10 protein-coding genes are annotated in these 21,050 nt (G+C 64.1%); 5 read left to right on the top strand and 5 right to left on the bottom strand.

Features of this window, described 5'->3' with window-relative positions; all coding sequences use genetic code 11:
- Positions 1–17 precede the first annotated feature (17 nt).
- From H8711_RS06380 to H8711_RS06360, 5 genes are all read right to left on the bottom strand, one after another.
- Positions 18–8,282, bottom strand: coding sequence for a chitobiase/beta-hexosaminidase C-terminal domain-containing protein (locus H8711_RS06380; RefSeq protein WP_249282636.1), 8,265 nt, complete (start codon positions 8,280–8,282; stop codon positions 18–20).
- Positions 8,283–8,284: 2 nt separating this feature from the next.
- Positions 8,285–10,111, bottom strand: a complete 1,827-nt coding sequence (locus tag H8711_RS06375) for an ATP-binding protein (protein ID WP_249282635.1) — start codon at positions 10,109–10,111, stop codon at positions 8,285–8,287.
- Complete coding sequence (locus H8711_RS06370; RefSeq protein ID WP_249282634.1) at positions 10,108–10,944, bottom strand: hypothetical protein; 837 nt, start codon at positions 10,942–10,944, stop codon at positions 10,108–10,110. The genes H8711_RS06375 and H8711_RS06370 overlap by 4 nt, the downstream gene beginning before the upstream one ends.
- Positions 10,945–11,088: 144 nt before the next feature.
- Positions 11,089–12,573, bottom strand: a complete 1,485-nt coding sequence (locus H8711_RS06365) for a helix-turn-helix transcriptional regulator (protein WP_249282633.1) — start codon at positions 12,571–12,573, stop codon at positions 11,089–11,091.
- A gap of 3 nt (positions 12,574–12,576) precedes the next feature.
- A complete protein-coding gene (locus H8711_RS06360; protein ID WP_249282632.1) occupies positions 12,577–13,032 on the bottom strand; it encodes a hypothetical protein in 456 nt (151 codons plus the stop codon).
- 178 nt (positions 13,033–13,210) lie between these two features.
- Between H8711_RS06360 and H8711_RS06355 the strand changes: the two genes are divergently transcribed.
- The 5 genes from H8711_RS06355 to spoIVA all read left to right on the top strand — a co-directional run bounded on the left by H8711_RS06355 (position 13,211) and on the right by spoIVA (position 20,931).
- A complete protein-coding gene (locus H8711_RS06355; RefSeq protein ID WP_249282631.1) occupies positions 13,211–13,942 on the top strand; it encodes a LytR/AlgR family response regulator transcription factor in 732 nt (243 codons plus the stop codon).
- Positions 13,939–15,780: a hypothetical protein gene (locus H8711_RS06350; RefSeq protein WP_249282630.1), complete on the top strand. Its 1,842-nt coding sequence runs from the start codon at positions 13,939–13,941 to the stop codon at positions 15,778–15,780. Before H8711_RS06355 ends, H8711_RS06350 begins: the two co-directional genes overlap by 4 nt.
- Positions 15,773–17,737: a sensor histidine kinase gene (locus H8711_RS06345; RefSeq protein ID WP_249282629.1), complete on the top strand. Its 1,965-nt coding sequence runs from the start codon at positions 15,773–15,775 to the stop codon at positions 17,735–17,737. The genes H8711_RS06350 and H8711_RS06345 overlap by 8 nt, the downstream gene beginning before the upstream one ends.
- A 163-nt stretch (positions 17,738–17,900) precedes the next feature.
- The gene (locus tag H8711_RS06340) at positions 17,901–19,433 is read left to right on the top strand and encodes a DUF3794 and LysM peptidoglycan-binding domain-containing protein (protein WP_249282628.1); all 1,533 of its coding nucleotides are present in this window, start codon (positions 17,901–17,903) and stop codon (positions 19,431–19,433) included.
- A gap of 19 nt (positions 19,434–19,452) precedes the next feature.
- A complete protein-coding gene (gene spoIVA / locus H8711_RS06335; RefSeq protein ID WP_249282627.1) occupies positions 19,453–20,931 on the top strand; it encodes a stage IV sporulation protein A in 1,479 nt (492 codons plus the stop codon).
- Positions 20,932–21,050: the final 119 nt, after the last annotated feature.

The following is a 21,050-nucleotide window of genomic DNA, read 5'->3' as shown; positions in this document are numbered from 1 at the left end:
GTCGAGAGGGTCCCCTCTCAGCGCCGTTTCCTGCGCGCGATCGCCAACGCGCCGGCCGTCACCGCCGCTACCGCGGCGGCCCCGGCCCCGGCCAGCCCCAGCGGGATGTCGTCAACCGCGCCGGCGCCTTCCCGTTCGGGTGCGGCGAGCGCGTAGCGGCTCAGGTGATCTACCTTCGCGTAGGCCACGCCGCCCGCGCGGCGAGTCGGGATGAACTCGGCCGATCCGTCGTTGTTCATGCGGCAGATCAGCACGATGCCGTTCTGGTAATCCGCCGGGATGGGCAGCCCGATCTCGATCGTGGCGCTGGGCTGCACCTCCTCCCCGCTCTCAAGCAGGGTGACGTCGTACAGGTTGACGATATCGAACGATTCCTGGGCCGCCTGGACCGCCTTTCTGTCATCGGACGAGGCGGCCACCTCCTTGACCGAGAGCTGCGCGTCCCTGGGGATCGCGCCCTCGTTGGCCGAAACCACGGCGGAATACTGCCGGTCGTAGAGCCGGATGTCTTCATATGACGGCCCGGCCACCTCCGCGTCGAAGGTGCGGCGGCTGGTGAGACGGTCGGTCGAGGTGTTCCGCAGGCCCCCTTCGGGCTCGGGCTCGGGTTCCGGCTCGGGCGGGTCGTAGACGGTGTAGGTGACCGCATTCACCTGGCTGGAGTGCATCCCGTCTTTGTAGGCGTACATCTTCAGCGTCACCGGCCGGGTGATGGTGATGGGGGCGGTGTACTCGAACAGCTCCTCGCGCACATCGTCGCCGGGCGTCATGCCGTTGGTGGAATAGTAGATGGTTGCGCCCTCGGTCGCGGTGGTGAGCCCCACCTGCGTACCCGACTCGATCTCGCCGCTCGAGAGGCTGGCCACCGGGGCGGCCACGTCGCCCGCCCGGGTGTAGACATAGGTGACGATCGCGCTGGGGGCCATATTGTCGGCGATCGCGATGGCCTTGAGCACCATCGATCCAGAGACCTCGACCGGTTCGGTGTACAGGATGCTTGAGGCGGTGGGGTCGCTGCCGTCGGTGGTGTAGTAGATCGCGCCCTCCTTGACCGAGAGCACCACCGATGCGCCGTCCAGGGTGACCGCGCCCGACGGGATCGAGGCGGTGGGGCTCTGGGTCTGGCCCATCAGGGTAAAGGTGAACACCGCCGGGGCCGAACCCTCGCTGTACCGCCGGTCGTCGTAGTAGTCCTCGTCGTCTTCGTAATCTTCGTCGTCATAGTCGTTGTCGCGCAGCACAACCGACGCCTTCAGGGTGATCATCTCGCCCGGCTCGCCGCGCAGGGTGACCGTGCTGCCCCTGTGCCCGCTCACCGACGGATCTCTGCCGTTGACGGTGTAGTAGATCACCGAATCGCTCACGGCCGACGACATGCTGATGACCGTGCCCTGGCCCACCACAGCGCCCGAGGGCGGCGTGACGCGGAGGATATCCTCCTCCTTGCAGATCGAGTAGGTGAAGGTCTCCACCTCGCTGGGCGTGTGCTGCGACTGGACCGCATAGGCGCGGATGGTCATGCTCTCGCCCTCCTTGCCGTCGAGCACCAGGTCGCGGCCGTACAGCCGTTTGGTGTTGGTCACGTCGGTGGGGTCGCTGCCATCCTTGGTGTAGATCACCGTCGCGCCCTGCGCGGCGGAGAGGTGCAGCTTGATCCCGTGGTAGACGATCGAGCCGCTGTCGATCGAAGCGCCGGGCGAGGCGAGCTGGGGCGCCACCGTGTAGTGGTAGGTGGCGATCTTGCTGCGAACCCCATCCTTCTCTGCGAGCGCCTTGACCGTCATCTCCTGATCGACGACGATCGGGTTGTCCGCGCTGTACGACTGGCTCTGGTAGGGCGCCGGGTCGTTGGGCGGGGCCGCGCCGTAGGCGACCTCATAAAAGATGTTCGCGCCGTCGGTGCTGCAGCGCAGCTGGACTGCGGCGCCCTTCACCACTGGGGCGGTGGGCGCTGGCACGGCGTAGACCGCCTGCACCGGCGCGGGCGACTGGTAGTAGAAGGTGACCGGCTCGCTGTCGGCGTAGACGCCCGACGGGTCGTGCACCACCGCTGTGATGATAAAGAAGGTGTCCACAAGGGGCATGGTAATCCCGGCTGCGGGGTCGTACCGCTTGGTGGAGCCGCTGGGCGACCCGCCGGCGGGCACCACAGGCGAGGTTCCGTCGGTGGTGTAGTAGACCTCCACGCCGGTTTCCTTGGTGAGCAGCTTGATCTGCGAACCCTCGGCCAGCTTGGCCACCTCCTCGTCGCTGGTGGACGGCGAGATAGTGGGCGCGCTCGCCTTGGCGAGCTGGTAGGTGAAGCGGGCCTCGGGGCTATCGGCCAGGATGGACGGCTCGGAGTTTTCGCGCGCGACCGCGCGGACGATAAACGTGCCGTCCTCATCCGGGATCATCTCGATCTTGCCGCCCGACAAAATGCGCTTGGTGGGGCACTCGTCGATATGCTCCTGGTCATATTTGAGGTAGCGCAGGTATTCGTCGGGGTCCGGTGGGGTGTTATCGATGGTGTAGTAGATCATCGGGTTGACCGTCTCAGTGCTCAGGGTGATGGTTGCCCCGCGCTTGAGGCCGGTCTGGTTGGCGTCGTCGGTGGCGGGCGATGCGGTGACCGGCTGCGCCTTCTCCAGCTCTTTGATGCGGAAATACTGCTTGAACTGGGGGCTGTTGCCGAGCGTATCGTTCACTGAAACCGCGACAGCCCGCACCCAGAAGGCCATCTGGGCATTGCGCTCAACCAAAAACGGCACGTCGTACCGGCGCACAGACAGTTCGCGGACTTCGTTGGTCCTGATGTATTCGGCCCGGTACTCCGCGCGCTCAGCCGCGGTGGGTTCGCGGTCCACGAGGTTGAGCTTGACGATCAGCCATTGGGTGTAGGCCTCCTCCCAGGCTTGGCTCGCCCGGATGGCCTCCTCGGTGATCTCTTCATTTTCTGTGGTGTAATAGATTTGGTAGCCGGTAGCCTCGCAATCCAGGCTGATGGGGGTATTTACCTCCACCTGGTCTTCGGTACCCTCCACCATGTTGACCGTGATCCTCGGCACGGGCAGGCTGGCCCGCACCTTGTAGGTGAGGTCGATCGGGGTATCCATCGTCTTGGTGGGGTCCGACCCCAGCACCTGCACCCGCAACACGATCGGGTCGCCCACCTCCCCTTCGGGCAGGGTGATGACCGCGGCCGCGGTGGCGGCTGTCTTGGTGTAGGTCACCGAACCGTCCGTCCGGGTGACCTCTCTGAGCACGATCGGGGCGCTCTGCCGGTAGATCTGATCGACCGCCGCATCGCTGCCGACGCCGTACCGTATCTGCGGCACGCTGTAACTGCGGTCTTTGAGATCGACGCGCTCCTCGGTGCGGGAGGTGTCGGTTGTGATGGTGCCGTCGGGGTTGACCTCGACGTACGGCTTGGCCGAGCTGAGCATATCCTCGGGGATATCGGCCAGCGCGAGCTCCAGCATGATCTGCGCGCCGCTGCGGATGCTCGCCCCGTTGCTGATCGCCGCGCCCTTGATGGGGAAGCCGTCCTCGTCGATTCCCTGCACGCTGTACACGGTGGGAACTGTGTAGCTGCCGGTAAACTGGATAGTGTAGGCCACCTCAACATCCGGGTAGTTGGGACGGGTGAACAGCGCGCGCACCACCAGTGCGCTCAGGGTATTGAGGTCGGGCAGTGCGATGCCCCCGGTATCGTTGGGATTGTACTGCTGCGACAGCCGGGTGGGCTCCTCGTTGCCGCTGCCCGCGGTGTAGTAGATGACGGCCCCGTCTTTCTCGAGGTCCTCATGCTGGAAGAACACCTTGAGCCCTGTGGCGCTGTAGTACCTCGTGCTCGAATATTCCTGGGCCTCCTCGCGCGAGGCGCCCAGCAGCAGGACGGGCCCGCTGGGCACGGGGCGGTTGGCCACGGTGTAGCTGGCCGACGCGACCGTACTGCTGGTGTTGGTGATATCCCCGGTCTCCGCCGCGATGGCGGTGACCGTCATCACCGCGAGCGACTCATAGAACGGGATACCCGCCTGCGGGTCGTAGACAAACGTCTTGTTGAGGTCCTGGAAGATGTCGCCGGTCGGGACAGACACCGCGTTCAGATCGGGGATCGCCACGGTGGTGCTGTCGGTAATGGTGTAGTAGATGGTGGTATTCTCGCGCCCGCAGGTGATGGTGATACCCTCCGGGCCCACCACCCCGCTGGGCGACGGGCTGATGACCGGCAGCGGGATGCGGCTGCCCACCGACGAGCTGTCGCTGCCCGCGTCGTTAAACTGGTAGTCGCCGTCCACTGTGGCAGTCACGGTGACGCTCTCCGCCTCGGCGAGCTTGCGGTCGCGCTGTTTGAGGGCATCGCCGACCTCATACCAGCTGTCGCCGCTCACCTTGCGGCGCAGGGCATTCAGGCTGGTGGAATAGGACCCGTCGGGCGACTGGGTGAACATTCCGTCGCTGAGCATACCGGCGTAGGTGTGCCGGGTCACGTCCGCCCGCGCGTTGGCCGGCTGGCTGCGCTGCTCGTCCAACACGATGGACAGCCCGGATTCGCCCAAAACAATGTTGTATATCTGCGTATTGCTGTGCTCGATGTTGATCGCATCCGCGCCGGTCTCCTTGGCGCAAACCGCTAGGGAACAGTCGCCGACCACCTCAACCGGCTGGCTGGGGTCGTACACCTCGCCCACCGGGGTGATGCCGTCGCCCCCCGAGGCCACCATTTGTAGGGTACCGCTCAGCTCCTCCTGCCCGTATTCCATCCCGTAAGGCGGAGTTCCCTCATCCAAAATTAAGTAGTGATAATTGGTGTTCTGCGGGATATTCCGAAACACGACCAGCGACTTGGGCGCCCGGCCCTCGGCCGTGACCCAAACGTTGCCGTTGTAGAGAACATCCTCCGCAGGGATATCCGGCAGAGAGGCCGTCCCCTCCGCGGCGGGGAGCGGCTCGCCGTATACCTGGGCGAATGAGTCCGTCGTATACGGCTGCTCCTCGGACTCCTCCCGCACGGGCGGCCCGGGCTCAGGGCTCGGCTGGGGATCGGGCTCCTCCGCAATGGGGTTCCCGCCGGACAGCACCGTCGCAAAATTCATCAGCGGGCTTTCCACCAGATAGCCTGCGGCCGACACCGGTTCGTTTACCGTGAAACCCGCCTGGACGGTCTCGCCACCCTCTGCGAGCGTGGCCTTGACGGTGTAGGCGGTCTCCGCCCCGTCGATCCAGGGGGCTACTGTGATCCTGCCGGTCTGGTCGATCGAGACGAGCGAGTCGCCCGGTTCCACCGACCAGGATGCAACCCCGCCGCCCGGTGCACCGCTCAGGGTGGCCTGAGCCTCGACCTGCTGGGTACTCTTGGCCTGCACCAGAGCGGGCGAGATATCCACTGACCGAGTCGTCTGCGTGGCGCTCACCCCGCTCTTGACGGTGAAAGTCGCGGTGCTCACCGCGTTTTCGAGCTGCGCGGTCACCACATAGGTGTAGGTCTGCGATGTGTTGGTGCGCGAGGGCATCGGCACGGTGAGCACGCCGGTTCTGCTGATGGTGGGGCGGGAATCCCCCTCGGGCGGAACCGGGGAGGAATCGGCCAGCGCCACCGACCACTCCGGCCGGTCGCTGAGCAGGCTGCTGCCCATGATGACCGCAGCGGAATAGGAGGCCTGCTGCGCGTTGTTCAGCGTGTTGAAGTCATATTCGGCCTTTCCGCCGGTGATGGTGATGGTCGCGGTGGGCGGCAGAACGGTGAAAACAGCCGTCGCTTTGGGGAGGCTCCCCAGCGAGGCGGATATTATGTAGCTTTTCCCCGGCGCGCCGGGGTTTTCCAATTTGGGCTGCACCCGCACCGTGGTTTGCGGCCCGGCTGTGGCGCTCAATGTGAATCCCTCATCGGGGGTCACAGTCCAGCCGGTAGCGCTTTGGGCAGGTGCGGTGGTTCCGTCCGAGAGGGTGGCCGTGGCCGTAAAGGTCAGGTTTGCGGGGTCGCGGTCAGCAAAGGTGAGGGTGGGATTCTGCGGGGTGATCGAGAAGCCGGTCACCCGCCGGATTTCGATCGTGGCGAGGCCGCTTTTGCTCACCCCGCCCTGGGATGCGACCTGCACCTCCACCTCGACCTGGTCGTTGCCCTCGAGCAGGCCGAACGATGCGGGGATGTTCACCGTGGTCTCCCGCCCGCTGGCGCTCGAGAGGGTCACCCCCGCGTAGCTGCCCGCCAGGCTCCAGGTGATCGCCGGATTTGTGATCTCCGCGTCGTTCTCCCATTTGGGCGAAACCGACAGCTTTACCGGGTAAGACCCGGTATCCCCCGGGACAAAGATGAGCTTTCCGGTACCCTCGACCACCGAGAGGTTGAGATCCCCCAGGTTGGGGCGCAGCACAGCGACGCTCACCGGGTAGGAGCTGACGCTGGTCTGGTTGTCGCTGCCGGTGGCCACGATGGTCAGCTGGCCCTCGTCTTCGCGCGCATCGATGTGCAGGATTGCCCGCCCGTCGGTATAGTCGGCATCGATCACCTGCGTACCGCTCGCGACCGGAGCGCCGTCCTTGCGGGTGACCGACCACCCGGTGATGGCTGGGTGCACCTCGGGCCCCGCGATGTCCACGGTGAGCCGCACGTCGATGCCCGACGCGGAATCCCCGAGGTTCACCGAGGTGACCTCGGGCGTCACCGAAATGGTGTTGGATTCGATTCTAAAGTTGGCCACCTTGGCCACCGCCCTGTTGTTCTTCGGGGTGGCCATCACGCTGAAGGTGCCGCTCGCACCGTTCACCTTCAAAACGCCGGTCTTGGCGTCGATTTGCGCGCGGGTGCCGGATGGGTCGTTGGCGATCGACCACTCGACCTCCGCTGCATCCGCGTCCGACAGGTAGCTGCCCGAGAGCTTTGCGATCATCTGCGCCTCGGTGCCCTGCTTGATGGTCTGCACCGCCGTCGAAAGCTCCTTGCCGCCGAGATAGAGGCTCTCTACCGCGTCCACCACCGGGTCGGCGGCGGTGATCTCCGGCGCGCCGGGCGACGCGGTGATCCCCTTTTCGGAATAGGCGATATCGATCTTGACATCTTCAGGCAGATCGTCCCGACGGGTAACTGAGATGTCGTAATCGTCGCCGTTTTGGGCGAGGTCGACCAGCGGGGCCGGCACATACTGCCATCTGAGTACCAGCCCGTTCCCGCTGCTGTAGGCCCAGACGTCCTCCGCCGCGGCCGAGAGGTTTTCGTAGGCCTCCTGTTCATCCATCTCCCGTGCCCACGCGGCGGTCTGGCTGTTCACATCGCCGCAGATGCCGCTGCGCGTTGAGTAGTAATCCCTCCAACTCACCGTAAAGGCCGGCCGTTGTACATAGCTATCCGTCCCGTGAGAAACCGTTCCGGCCGCCAGAGTATTGAGGTGGATCACCTGATTGGAGAAGTCCTGATAATTTTTAATCTCGTACCGGCCGGTCGAGGTGGTGCGCTGCAAATTCACCTTTCCCAGCGCGGAATAACAGGAATCGATCAGGCCATTGTCGGAATAGCCCGCGATGCCGCCTGCAAAATAGGGCTCGACCTCCGTGTCGAGGAAAAAGAAAAACATCCTGGGAAAATCGGTGCCGGTTGCGTTGAGCTCAACGCCCTTGACAAGGCACGCCGTGATCGCGTCGGAGTTCCTGCCGGCCACGCCGCCCAGAAAGAGGGCTGAGGTGACGTCCCAGCCGCTGAAGCGCAGCCCTATATTTGTGACTGAACATTCGGTGATATCGCCCGCATTCATCCCCGCGACGCCGCCCAGATAGGTCTCGGTGTCGCTGTTGTCGCGGTCGGTGCAGAGCGCGCCTCCGGTCACCGAGCACTGGTTGATGAGGCCGCTGTTCTGTGCGGCGATCATGCCGGCATACAGGTGCCGGCTGGAGTCTTTTACCTCCAGCGTCCCGTTCACATACACGCACACCCCGTTGACGATACCGGTCGGCCCGACGGTGGCGAATAGGCCCGCGCGCACCACCGAGCCGACATTGCCCGGCGTGCTCCCGCCGTTCAGGGTGATCTGATGCCCCTCGCCGTAGAGCTTGGCGTTCAAATCCTGATGCAGAACTCCGGTATCCTGCCAGTTGAGGGTGAAGCTGCCGGTGAGCCGGTAGGTGTTTGTCGCCACAGCAAAGCCGCCGGAGGCGGCGATCTCCTTCCAGGTGGCAGCGTCCGGGATTTCGATGGCATCCTCCGGGGCCGGCAAAAACGCCGCCGCGCCCGCGCCCGTGGGCGTCAGGCTAAACAGCAGGCAGAAAACCAACAGCAGGCAGAGAAAACGTCTTCGTCTGTTCATAATCAAACCCCTTCCGGTAAAAACATCTGGATGATCTGCGGGTTCAAGGTTTTGCCCAGCTTGTCGTATTCGCCCTTGACCGCAAAGACGATCTCGCGCATACCGATGCGCGTCCCCTCGGACATGGCGAGCAGCGCGGCGTTGAGCGCGCAATTTTTGATGCCCGCGCCCGAAAGCTCAAACTGCTCGGCCAGCAGCCGGTAGTCGAGCTCGTCCAGCGGCGCGGAGGCCGGGAAGATGCCCTGCCAAAGCGCCTCGCGCAGCCCCGCATCGGGCAGGGGGAAGCGCAGCATAAAGGTGATGCGGCGGCGAAACGCCTCGTCGAAGTTTTGCAGCAGGTTGGTGGCGAGGATGGTGACCCCCTCGTGCTGCTCGGTTTTTTGCAGCAGGTAGGCCACCTCGCCGTTGGAGTAGCGGTCCTGCGCGTCGCTTACCTCTGAACGCCTCGCAAAGAGGGCGTCCGCCTCGTCAAAAAAGAGGATGCAGTTGCTCGACTGCGCCTCGTCGAAGATCCTTCCGATATTCTTCTGGGTCTCCCCGATATATTTGCTGGTGATCTGCGCGAGGTCCACCCGGTAGAGCTCCAGGCCGAGCTCGTTGGCCAGCACCGAGGCCGCCATCGTCTTGCCGGTGCCGCTGGCTCCGTAAAACAACACCGAGATGCCCCGGCCGTAGGGAATTTTTTCCGCAAAGCCCCAGTCGCGGTAGACCGCCGAACGCGCCCGCGCAAAGGCGCAGATGCGCTCGAGCTCCCGCTTCTGCGGCGCTGGCAGCACCAGGTCGGCCATCCGCTTGGTTGTAGAAAGCGGATGCGCACAACCGGAAAAGCCCGGCCGGTTCTCCCCCCGCAGCGCGCTCAGCAGCAGTTCCTCGTCCGGCTTTTCGTCCGGTCTGCACAGCAGGTCGGCCGAAAGATGCGCGGCGGCGCTTTGCATCTGCCCCACGCGCAGCGGATACAGCCCGGCGGCGCGCTCCAACAGCGCGGGTATAAAGCCGAACGGCGCAAACAGCGCGCGCATCGCACACAGGCGCTCGGAACGGGTCAGCGGCTCGACCGCGCGGCGCAAAACCATACGCCCCGGCGCCGATGTTGCGCGGTCATCCGCAGTGAGAAACACCAGCATCAGGCGGTTTTCCAGCGCCCGAAGGTGCTGCGCATTGCGGCTGGCGTAGTTTTCGATACAAAAAAAGGCGTTATAAAGCGCGGCGGCCAGGGTGAGCTCTTCGAGGTCCTCCCCGCCCAGCTTCTCCCCCTGCGCCAGCAGGAGACATCCCCCCAGGCGACGGGCTGCCTGGCCCAGCAGGAACCGCCGCCCGCTGCCTGCCTCGCCGTGCAGCAGCACAGCTGCGGGGCCTTTGGGGACAGCGGTGTAGCGGTTTACAAAGCGGCAAACCTCCTCAATCAGGTGCTCGCCGTGGTAGACCAGCTGCTCCTCGCAGAAATCCAGCCGCGCACAGGCGGGCAGCTCGGGCTCGCGCTCCAGCAAAAAGTCGCGGCAGACCGGGCTCAGCTCCACCCCGCCGCGGCCCCACCGCAGCATGGGGGGCAGCGTTCCACCGCACCGGCGGCCGAGCGCACAGCAGGCCGCGCGGTAGCTCTCCGGGCTGGGCACGCCGGCGCGCTCCACCAGCTCATAGAGGAACAGGGCGGTTAATACGATATCCGCGTCGTCCAAACCGAGGGCCCAGCGCATCTGCCCGACGGGCGATGGGGAACCGTCCGCGGTATCCTGCGCCGCGCTGCGGCAAGCCTCCAGCGCTGCGGGGATATCCAGCGCCGCGGCCAATTTGCCCGCGGATAAAAGCGCCTCCAGATCGTGCTCACTCATTCGTACCCGTTACCCTCTTTCCCACGGTCGTCCGCCGGCTTTTTTGGCGGCTCGTCGAGCGGCGCGGCCGACGCAAGCTGTCTGCGCTCGCGCACCTCCCGGTAGTAGTCGAACATCTCGTGTTTCTGTATGTCGTAGGCCATGTTGATCCTGCGGAAAAACAACCGGCTCTGCTGGAGCTTGCGGGTGAGCAGCGATTGCAGCGTCTCCCGCTCCTTCGAGAGCTCCAGCTCCTCTCGCCGCAGGGCGTACAGCCCGGCAAAGCCGCCCGCCGCGGTGGTCCCGCGGATTTCCCGCTCCAGCTCCTTTTTGCGTTCCCGCCCTTCCTCCAGGCGCTCCCGCTCGGCGTCGCGCAGCAAAAACGGCATCGTCTTGCGCAACGCCCCCTGGTCCATCCGTTTGAGGTGGGGCAGCAGCGACAGCTCCGACCACGGTTTGCGCTCCGCCCGGTAGAGGATCACTGCGGTATCCGCGCGGCGATTGGCGCTGTACGAAAGGTTTTCGTTGCCCGCCTTGCTGTTGCGCATCATCCGGTATTCCTTGATTTCGCGCTGGTAGCGGGACGCCGCTGTATCGTAGAGCGAGGTTTTGATGTTGGCGAACAGAAACGGTTGGCCCTTGCGCGGGTCGTAGCCCATCTGGACCGTGCCGTACAGGTGGTCGATCTTGAGCAGACGGTCGCAGCCCATAAAATCGGGCAGATCGCGGTTTTCAAAATATCCTTCGACCTTCTGGTGCCCGCGGAAGTGATCGAGCGTGACATGGCGCGGCGCGGTCAGCCGGGCGTAGGTCTCCCGGTCCTGCTGATGTTCGAGCCTCTGCTGTTCGGTCACGGCGATCCCTCCCCCGGCGCTTAGACGCCATTTTGATTTTATTTTCAGAATATCAGGAAAATTTCCCTAAGAAACCATCCAAAAGTACAGGTTTTATAAATAATTCTGTGTGTTTTTCCAATATTATGGATGATTTTGTCAAATTCAAATGATCTTTTGCCTCCTGGCGATGCTCACCGCCTCGGTGCGGTTCTTCGCCCCCAGCTTGCCCATGATGTTTTTCATATGAAATTTCACGGTGGTCAGCTTGATCTGCATGGCGGCGGCCACCTCGTTGTTGGTGCGGCCCTCGCCGATCAGCCGCAGCACGCCCAGTTCTGCCTGGGTGAGCCCTTCGGCCAGAGGGGCGGCCTCAGCCTGTGCGGGCGGGGCATATAGCGCCGGGCGCAGCTGTGCAAACTGCTCTGTCGCCGCACAGATGGCGGCGAGGTAGGGGTCGCCCGCACGGCGGGAGCCCCTCAAGCGCTCGAGCAGACGCAGCATCTGGCCGCCGAGGTCGGCGAACACCCGGATGTAACCATAAGGCCGGGTGAGCTCCAGGGCGCGCTCCAGCTTTTCCATCGCCAGGCTGCTGCTGCCCAGCAGTTCACAGGCGATGGCGGAATTGGCCAGGCAATCGGCCGTATCCAGCGGGCGGAATCCGCGCTCAAGCATCAGGGTAACGCTCTCGAGCAGGGTGGCTGCGTCGCGGTAGCGGCCCAACGCGATGTAGGCCCTGGCGCGGGTGGTCAGCAGATAGCCCTCCCGCGGGTGGCGGCTCTCGGCCAGGTCGGATTCACAGTGCTGCAGCCACTCCCGCACCGGCTCGAGCTCCCCTTCTTCGATCAAAAAGCGGACGCACAGGGCGCGGTAGTTTTTTATCAGGTGTTCCGCGCCGCGCTGCTCTAGCTGTTCCCCCAGCTGGCGCAGGATCACCCGCGCGGGGGTTGCAGCCGGGTCGAACCGGTTGATGCGCGCGAGCTGGGCCATGCCCGCGAAGAAAATTTCGGGCGCGGCGGCGGTGAGCGACGCCGCTACTTCAATCGACGCCTCGTTGATGCAGTTTTTTTCGTACAGCAGCTCGGCGACAGCCGCTTCGCACACCCCGAGACCCTCATCCTCGAGCAGCACGTGCAGCATCGGCTTGACGATACTGCGCACGGCGCGGTAGTTCTTGCCCCAGTCCGAGAGGTCCTTCGCGCCGCGCAGCACAGAGGGGAACCCGTCGGTGGCGGACAGCCAGCCGTATTCGGCCGGTTGGCCGAGAAATTCGTTGTACAGGATGGCGAGGATCAGCAGGAGGTTCGCGTTGTCGGTCTGGGGCGACTGCGCGCTCAGGCGGAACACCGCGTAATCCAGGCGCCTGCGCTCCTCGGAGTCGTCGGGCGCCGCGTCGCGCAGGGCGGCCAGGACGCTTTGCCACCTTCTGCCCTCGGGTATTTCGCCCCGCTCGAACGCGTCGAGCGCCAGAAACAGGCAGAGGTTCGGCTGAGTTTTGAGCTGATCTGAGGGCAGATCGCGCAGCAACGCGACGCAGCCGGCGCGCTCCGCTGCACCGATGCGCCCGTACACCCCTGGCGCCAATATTCGGGACAGCCTTTCGCTGCTGCCTTGCACGAGGGCGCCGCGCATTTCTTCCAATATATCCATCGTCTACACACCCTGCCCATCCTTCAAAATTTTGTTGACCGCAAAGCCGCTTTGCGCCAAAAACATCTGTGGACCTGCGGCCTGCCCGTACGGGTCCGGCTCCGCGCAGCGCAGCAGCGCTTCTGTGATCTGCTGCGCGTCCACCGGCCGCACCAGGAACAGCTTAGCCCGCAGCCGGTAGCTCTGCAGGGCAAAGCCCTCGTCGTCCGAGATCCAAACAAGGGGAACCGCCTCGTCGATGCCCCGCGCACCGATCGCAATCTCCATCCCCTGCGCGCCGCCTATATCCACGATCACCGCGCTGTAGCGCGTTTCGCGCAGCCTGTAGAGGAGGTCCTCGCATCTGGCATACCATTCCAGTTCTGTGTGCCGCCCTGTCTGGGCTTCAAACATCATCGCTCCCTGTTGGATTATGTCCCCGCACCGATCGGTGCAGACTGCGATATACAGGCGTTCCATCCGCGTCCCCCCTCCCGTCTCTCTGCTCGCTGTAAACAACTTTTACATTCAAATTAACAAAAAATTCTTATGGCAAAAAGCCTTTTCTACTGAAAATCACTTTTTTTGACCGAACGTCGTTGGTTTTACCCCTTTGACATGCTAAAATAAGACGGAACTGATCGGATGGAGGGGTACTATGTATATCGCGGTGGTGGACGACCGGCCCGACGACCGGGCCGAGCTGATCGCCATGCTGACGCGCTACTTTGCGGCCAAGTGCGTCTGTGCAAAATATTGTGAGTTTTCCTCTGCGGAGGAATTTTTGACAGATTTTGTGCCGGGAAAATACGACCTGGCCTTTCTCGATATCTACCTGGGCGGCCTCACCGGTATGGAGGCCGCGCGGCAGGTCTGCCGCGACGACCCGCGCTGCCGCCTCTTGTTCTTCACCACCAGCCACGCCCACGCGGTGGAAAGCTACGCGGTGCGCGCCGCCTACTACCTGACCAAGCCGCTCGCCTACCGCCAGCTCGCCGAGGCGCTGGACGCCTCCTGTGCCGCCCTTTGGCGCGACGGCGGCGGCCTGGCTATCCAGGTGCGTTCGGTCGAAACCAGCATACCGCTGCGCGATATCCTCTATGCCGACTGCTCGGCCCGGCGCGCCCGCATCCACCTGGAGCGCGAGGTCGTCGAGGTGGACAACCCGATCGGCGAGGTGATCGACATCCTGCTGCGGGACGAGCGCTTTCTCTGCTGCAACCGGGATATCGCGATCAACATGGACCAGATCGCCCAGGTGGAGGGAGGCGACTTTCTGCTGAAAAACGGTGAGCGCGCCCCCATCCGCCACCGCGGAAAGAGCGCGCTCAAAAAAACATACTTAGAGTATTCGCTGCAAACGCTGCGCAGAAAGGAGGGAACTCTGTGAAGGTTGCCATCCGTGCATTGACCCTGCTGCTGGCCGCACTGTTCTGCCTGTGCCCGCTCTCCGCATTTGCGGATACGGGCGCGCCGCCCGAGGTTTCGGCCCCGCCCAAGATTCTCCGCGCCTGTGTGGAAGATATCGAGCTGCCGCTTGTGCGGCGGGGCGAGGCGCTTACCAACATCATTTTGCCGGAACAACTGCGCTGCGAAGTGGGCTATAACCGAAGCTATAATTGCCCGGTGGCGTGGGAGCCGCTCGAGTCGGTGGACACCACCCGCGCCGGATGGACGGCGCTGCGCGGCATCCTGCTGCCGGTCCCGGACCGCTTTGAGCTGCCCGACGACCCCACCGTGGAGCTGCCGGTCATGGTGTACGACGAGGGCATGGAGCCCGAATCGCTGCGCGACAATATCCTCATATGCGACAAAAATGGGTTCGCCCGGCCGATCACCCCTGTACTGATGCCACAGGGCGGCGTGATTGAGGACGCGCTGCCCTTTCTCGCCTACCACGCGGTCTGCACGGCGCAAAATGGGATGACCTTCTCGGCGCCGCTGCGCTGGGACCTCTCGGCCTGCGACCCCAACGAGACCGGCAGCTACACCCTGCGCTACACGCCGGAGCTGCCGCCCTGTTTCGCCATGCCCGAGTCGCAGCCCTATTTCATCACCTCGCTGCATGTGCTGCGCACCGATTGGATCGACTTCTCCGCTCCCCTCTTCCACGAGCGCACCCACACCATCTACTGCCAGTGGTACTACGAGATCGAGGACCCCTTGCAGGTCACTCTGGAATATGCGGTGAACGACGGCGCGTGGCAAAGGGATGAAACCACCCTGTCCGTCAACATGGAGCCTCCGATGGCCACCGGCAACATCACAAGCGCGGTGATCACCCCCACGTCGTTCGGTGTGTCCACCGCCTATCTGCCGGGCGAGGAGGGCGACAACTTCTATTTCCGCCTGACCTACCAGGGCAAGACCACCGACGCCCTGCACATCTGGTACGACGGCCACCAAAAGATATGGTCCGGCGAGATCGGCGGCGACCGGGACGGCGGGGATTACAACCCCGAGGACCCGCCGCCGCTGATCCAGCCACCGCCGTCGGGCGGATCCTCGGGGGGCTCTTCGCGCGACCCCGAACCAGAGCTGGACGAACCCGAAGCCACCAGCGAGGAAACGGCGGACGCGATCGCCCCGCCCGCCCAAGCAGAGCCGGTGCAGCCCCCAGCGGCTCCCCCTGCCGGGGAGGATCTGTGGGAGCAGGTGACCGAGACCTCCACCCTGATCTCGGGCGCACAGCTTGCCAAGATGCTCGCATCCAACGGGGATTCCGTGCTGTTTGAAAAGCAAGGGGTTGCGGTTGAGCTCCCGTCGGCGTTTCTGCGGGGGCTCAATTTATCTGACGGCGGGACGCTGGAGGTGCGCATCGAGCAGCCGGACGAGCGGTCGTTCCGGCTGAAAGTGGAGGTAAGCGGTCTGCCGGTTTCGGAGATCGGCGAAACGGCGGTGCGCCTCCCCCTGCTGCTGGAACCCGCAGAGGACCCATCTCGGCTGGTCTGCACAGACGCCGGCGGCGCTGAGGTCTCGGCCGTGACCTACGACGCGCAAAATGCGGTGGGGAAAATGACAATCCGCGCCGCCGGCACCTACCGCGTAGTTTACAGCGAACCTGATCCGCCGGTTTCCGCCGGCGATGTGCCGCCCGCCGCTGCGACGGGCACGCCGGAGCCCGCCCCGCCCAACAGCGGACGGCTGTGGCCGGTGCTGCTTGCCGTCGGAGCTGCCGTTATTGCGGCCGCAGCGCTCTGGCTTTGGCGGAGGGCGCGGCATGGATAAATCAAAACTGCGCCCGCTGCTCGTCCCGCTCCTGATGGTTCTGGCCGCATTGGCCCTGTTCCCCCTGTTCTACCGCTGCGACAACAAATACACCCGGCCGGGCAGACAGCCGATCGGCGGCGTACTCACCCTCTCAGAAGCCGAACTCCGCGAAAATCCGCTGCACTATCTGATTTACGAGTGGGAGGTCTATCCCGGCGTGCTGCTCACCCCGGACGACTTCGACGGCGGCGCGCCCGACCTCTACCGGCGGTACGTCCCGGTCGGCCGGTTCGGCGGGCTGGATTTGGGGCAGCCTGGGCGGGCGCGCCACGGCAGCGCAACCTACCGCCTGACGCTTGACCTGCCAGAATCCGCCGGGGAATATGCGTTAGAGCTGCCCGAAATCTTTTCGGCTTACCGGCTGTATATCGGCGGCGACCTGGTCCTTGAGATGGGCGATCCCGACCCGGCGGGCTACCGCGAGGAGATTCAAACCCGCATCGTCACCCTGTCCGCCGCGGGGCGGGTGCAGCTTCTGCTGGCGGTCTCCGACCACTCCGGCCTCTACGGCGGGCTCACCCATCCGCCCGCATTCGGTTCGCTCGACGCGGTGCTGTACACCCGGAATATCCAGTATCTGCTGCACCTCGCGGGGGTACTGCTTGCATTTTTGGGCAGCGCGCTGGCCCTCTGCTTCGGCCTGCGCGGGCGCCTCAAGCGCGGGATTCTGTCCGCCCTGTGCTGCCTATGCTATGCCGGCACGACCTGCTATCCCCTGCTGCACACCTTGACGCCCACGACCTACCAGCCGTGGTATCCGCTGGAGATCACCAGCTTTTACGCCCTGCTGCTGTTCGCGGTGATGCTGCAAAACGAGCTGTGCGAGGTCGGTGGGCGGGCCCAATGGCTCACCCCGCTGCCCTGCCTGTTCGGCCTGATCGCTGCGGCGGTGTGCTCTGCGGGCGCAGCGGTGTGGGGCGCCGGCGCGGTGCGCGCCTTCTCGGTCCTTTCCACTTGCCTCAAATGGTACGCTGCCCTCCATCTCATCGCCGTATCCGGCTGGGCCCTCTGGCGCGGCACGCGGCACTCCCCTATCCTATTGGGGGCGTCGCTGTTCCTCTCGCTCTCGCTCCTGTTCGACCGCCTTCTACCGCTCTATGAGCCGGTCTGCGGCGGTTGGTTCTACGAGATCGGCGGCAGCGTGCTAGCGGCCTCCCTCGCGGGGGCGCTCTGGTTCGATCTGGCCGACGCCTACCGCTTCCGCCTGAGCTACGCCATCGAGCTTGAGCAGATGGAGCACCAGCTCTTGATGCAGCGCGACCACTACCGCCAGCTATCCAGCCAGGTGGATGCGGCGCGCGCCGCATCGCACGACCTGCGCCACCACATGCGTGCCCTGAGCGCCTTCGCCGAACAAGGCGACCTCGCAAAGATCAGGGCCTATCTGCAGAGCTACGAGCCGCGCCTGACCGCGCAGGAGATCGAAACCTTCTCGAACCATCCGCTGGCCGACGCGCTGCTGCGCTACTTCGCACCGGCCGCCCGCCGGGCGGGGGCCACATTCGACGTGCTATTGGCCCTGCCGCCCGACCTCAGCTTCCCCGACGACGAGCTGTGCATCCTGTTGGGCAACCTGCTGGAAAACGCGGTGGAGGCCTGCGAGCGCCAACAGACGGGCAGGCGGTTTATCTACCTGCGCGGCGACACGGCAGGCGGGCGGTTCCGCTTGGTGCTGGACAACAGCTTTGACGGCGCCGTGGTGGAAAAGCGGGGCCGGTACTGCTCTTCAAAGCGCCGGGGGTTCGGCTTTGGCGTGCGTTCGGTGCAGGCCATTGTGGAACAACACGGCGGCCTCTGTTTGTTTGAACCGGATGGGGAGGTCTTTCGCGTCTCGCTGATGATCCCGTTGCCCGCTGCCGCACCGGACGGCGCACCGGCAGCGGACGAGCGGCCGATGAACCAAAACCGCCGCTGATCCCATCCGCTTTGTGGCGGTCCTCCTCCAACTCCATCAAAAATCGCGGTTTGCAGCCGCGATTTTTTTATGCGCGCGGACATTCTCTGCATCTCTCCTGCATATCCCGGACAACGGGCGAATATAGTTAGGGTAGAAACTGAAAGAAGGGGAGAGTATCCTTATGGAGCTAAAGGTTATCAAGGAATCGATTGCCCTCAACGAGGTGGTCTACGATTCGTTTACAGAGCTTCCCATCGAGTGCGACGTTCTGTTGCCGGATTATTGCCCCGACATCATGAAGGTTCTCAAGTGCTGCGCCACGCCGGTGTTCACCCAGACGACGACCGAGGGCAGCAGCCTGACGGTGGAGGGGTACGCCCTTCTGGAGCTTTACTACCTGTCGGACAGCATGAAGATCCGGTGCAGCGAGCACAAGATGCCGTTTTCGCGCGTGCTCGACCTCAAGACCACGCCTGAAAACCCAGCGGTGAGCGTATCGGCCACAGTGGATTACCTCAACTGCCGCGCGGTGAACCAGCGCCGGGTGGATATCCGGGGCGCGATGACCCTGTCGGTCAAGGTGATCGGCCAGAAGAACGAAAACGTCGTGTGCGACGCCCAGGGCGGGGGCATCCAGCTGCGCCGCGAGGCGATCGACACCACCCGTGTGGAAGGCTGCGCCGACCGCCAGTTCACCGTGCGCGAGGATCTCGAGCTCGGTTACGGCAAGCCGGCCCTCGGCGCGATCGTGCGCAAACAAGCCCAGGCGGTCGTCACCGACTGCAAGGTGATCTCCAACAAGGTGGTCATCAAGGGCGAACTGATGATCGACCTGTTCTACCTCTCCGAGGAGGACGAAAAGCCCGAAACCATGAGCTACAACCTGCCGGTCAGCCAGATCATCGACCTGCCCGGCGTGGATGAGGACTGCCGCTGCGACGTTCGCCTGCGGGTGCTCTCCTGCGACATCCAACCCAAGGCCGACCTGGACGGCGAAACGACCATGCTGTCCGCCGAGGTGACGCTGTGCGCCTGCGCCAAGGCCTACCGCGCCACGCGGGTTTCCGCGGTGTCTGACGCCTACTCCACCACGCATGAAGCGAGCTACGCGGACCGCACGGTCACTGCGCTGCGCCTGATCGAGCTGGTGGACGACCGGCACACCTACAAGGAACAGCTCGAGCTGCCCGACGAGGTGAGCTCGGTGCTCCACCTCTGGTGCGACGCCGCGTTCACCGGCGGAAAGCTGGAGGAGAAGGCCGCGGTGCTGGACGGCCGCCTGACCCTGTGCATGTTCGCACTGGACAGCGAGGGCAGCCCGGTCTATTTTGAAAAGCCGGTGGAGTTTTCGCACCATGTGGAGCTGACCGGCGACGAAAACAACCTGCTCGCGGACATCGCGATGCGCGCGCTTACCTGCGAGTTCACACCGACCGGGGGCGGCATCGAGGTGCGGGCGGAGATTTCCATCTGCGGCGCGCTGTACAGTGTGGTGCAATGCACGGTGATGGGGGAACTCGCGGTGGATGAAAACAAACCCCGCCAGCAGGACGGCTCTGCCGCCCTCACCATCTACTTTGCGCAGCCGGGCGAGAACGTGTGGGATATCGCCAAGCGCTACCACACCTCGATGGCCGCGGTGATGGAGGAGAACGCCATCGAAAAAGAACAGCTCAGGGACCGGGCAACGCTGTTGATCCCGCTGGTTGTCTGAGAGGAGGGGAGCGAGAGATATGGAAACGAAGAGCATCTATCAGGACATCGCGACCCGCACCGACGGGGATATCTACATCGGCGTGGTCGGCCCGGTGCGCACCGGCAAATCCACCTTCATCAAAAAGTTCATGGAGACGCTGGTCATCCCCAACATCGACAGCGACTACCGCCGTGAACGCGCCACCGACGAGCTGCCCCAATCGGCCGCCGGGCGCACCATCATGACTACCGAGCCCAAGTTCATCCCGGAGGAGGCCGTGCAGATCAAGGTGGACGACGCGGCCTCGTTGCAGGTGCGGATGATCGACTGCGTGGGGTACATCGTGCCAAGCTCGCTGGGCTATGTGGAAAACAACGCCCCGCGCATGGTGATGACCCCCTGGTTCGAGCAGGAGATTCCCTTCAACATGGCGGCTGAGATCGGCACTCAGAAGGTGATCACCGAGCACAGCACCATCGGCCTAGTGGTGACCACCGACGGCAGCATCAGCGACATCCCGCGCGCCGAATATGAGGAAGCCGAGATGCGGGTGATCGACGAGCTGCGCCAGATCAACAAGCCGTTCGTGGTGCTGCTCAACTGCATGTATCCAAACAGCCCGGACGCGCGCGCCATGCGCGACGAGATGACGGCCCGCTACCAGGTGCCGGTGATCGCCGTCAACTGCCTGGAATTGCAGGAGCCGGATATCCGCGAAATCCTCGCGTCGGTGCTGTATGAGTTCCCGGTGCGGGAGATCAGCGTGGAGATGCCCCGCTGGATTCTCTCGCTCGGCAAGGACCACTGGCTCAAGAGCGCGCTGATGGGCTCGATCTTCGGCGCGTGCAATGATATCGCCCACATGCGCGAGCTGCGCGCCAGGCTGGACGTGATGTGCGAATGCGAGCATGTCTCCAGCGCGCAGATCGTCGGCATCGACCTGGGCAGCGGATCGGCGCGGCTGTGCGTCAACATCCAGAGCTCGCTGTTCTACAAGGTGCTGGGCGAGACCACCGGCATCCAGATCGAATCGGAAGAGGCGCTGATGCCCTGTATGATCGAGCTGGCCCGCATGAAGAAGGAATATGAGAAGGTCAAGGGCGCGCTCGACCAGGTGGCCGCCACCGGCTACGGCATCGTGATGCCCTCGCTGGAGGAGCTCTCCCTCGAGGAGCCCGAGATCATCAAGCAGGGCGGCCGCTACGGCGTGCGCCTCAAGGCCAGCGCGCCCAGCATCCACATGATGCGCGCCAACATAAACACCGAGGTGAATCCCATCGTGGGCTCGGAAAAGCAGAGCGAGGACCTGGTGATGTACCTGCTCAAGGAGTTCGAGGAGAGCCCGGCCAAGATTTGGGAGTCCAACATCTTCGGCAAGAGCCTGCACGAGCTGGTCAACGAGGGGTTGCACAACAAGCTCTATCGCATGCCCGAGGACGCCCGCATCAAGCTGCAGGAGACGATCGAGCGCATCATCAACGAGGGCTGTACCGGCCTCATCTGCATCATCCTGTAACCGGGTTCACCCATTTTTTTCGGTGGTGGCTTATCCGCAGGGTGATCGCTCGGTTCCTCCGTCGGGTAAAATGCCCGCAGGCGGCAGCTTTTTCGACAATATCGACCGCTCAGGGGAAT

Source organism: Ligaoa zhengdingensis, assembly GCF_014384885.1.
Classification (GTDB): domain Bacteria; phylum Bacillota; class Clostridia; order Oscillospirales; family Ruminococcaceae; genus Ligaoa; species Ligaoa zhengdingensis.
The sequence above is the reverse complement of the archived record's forward strand: the minus strand, read 5'-3'. Positions and strand labels throughout refer to the sequence as shown.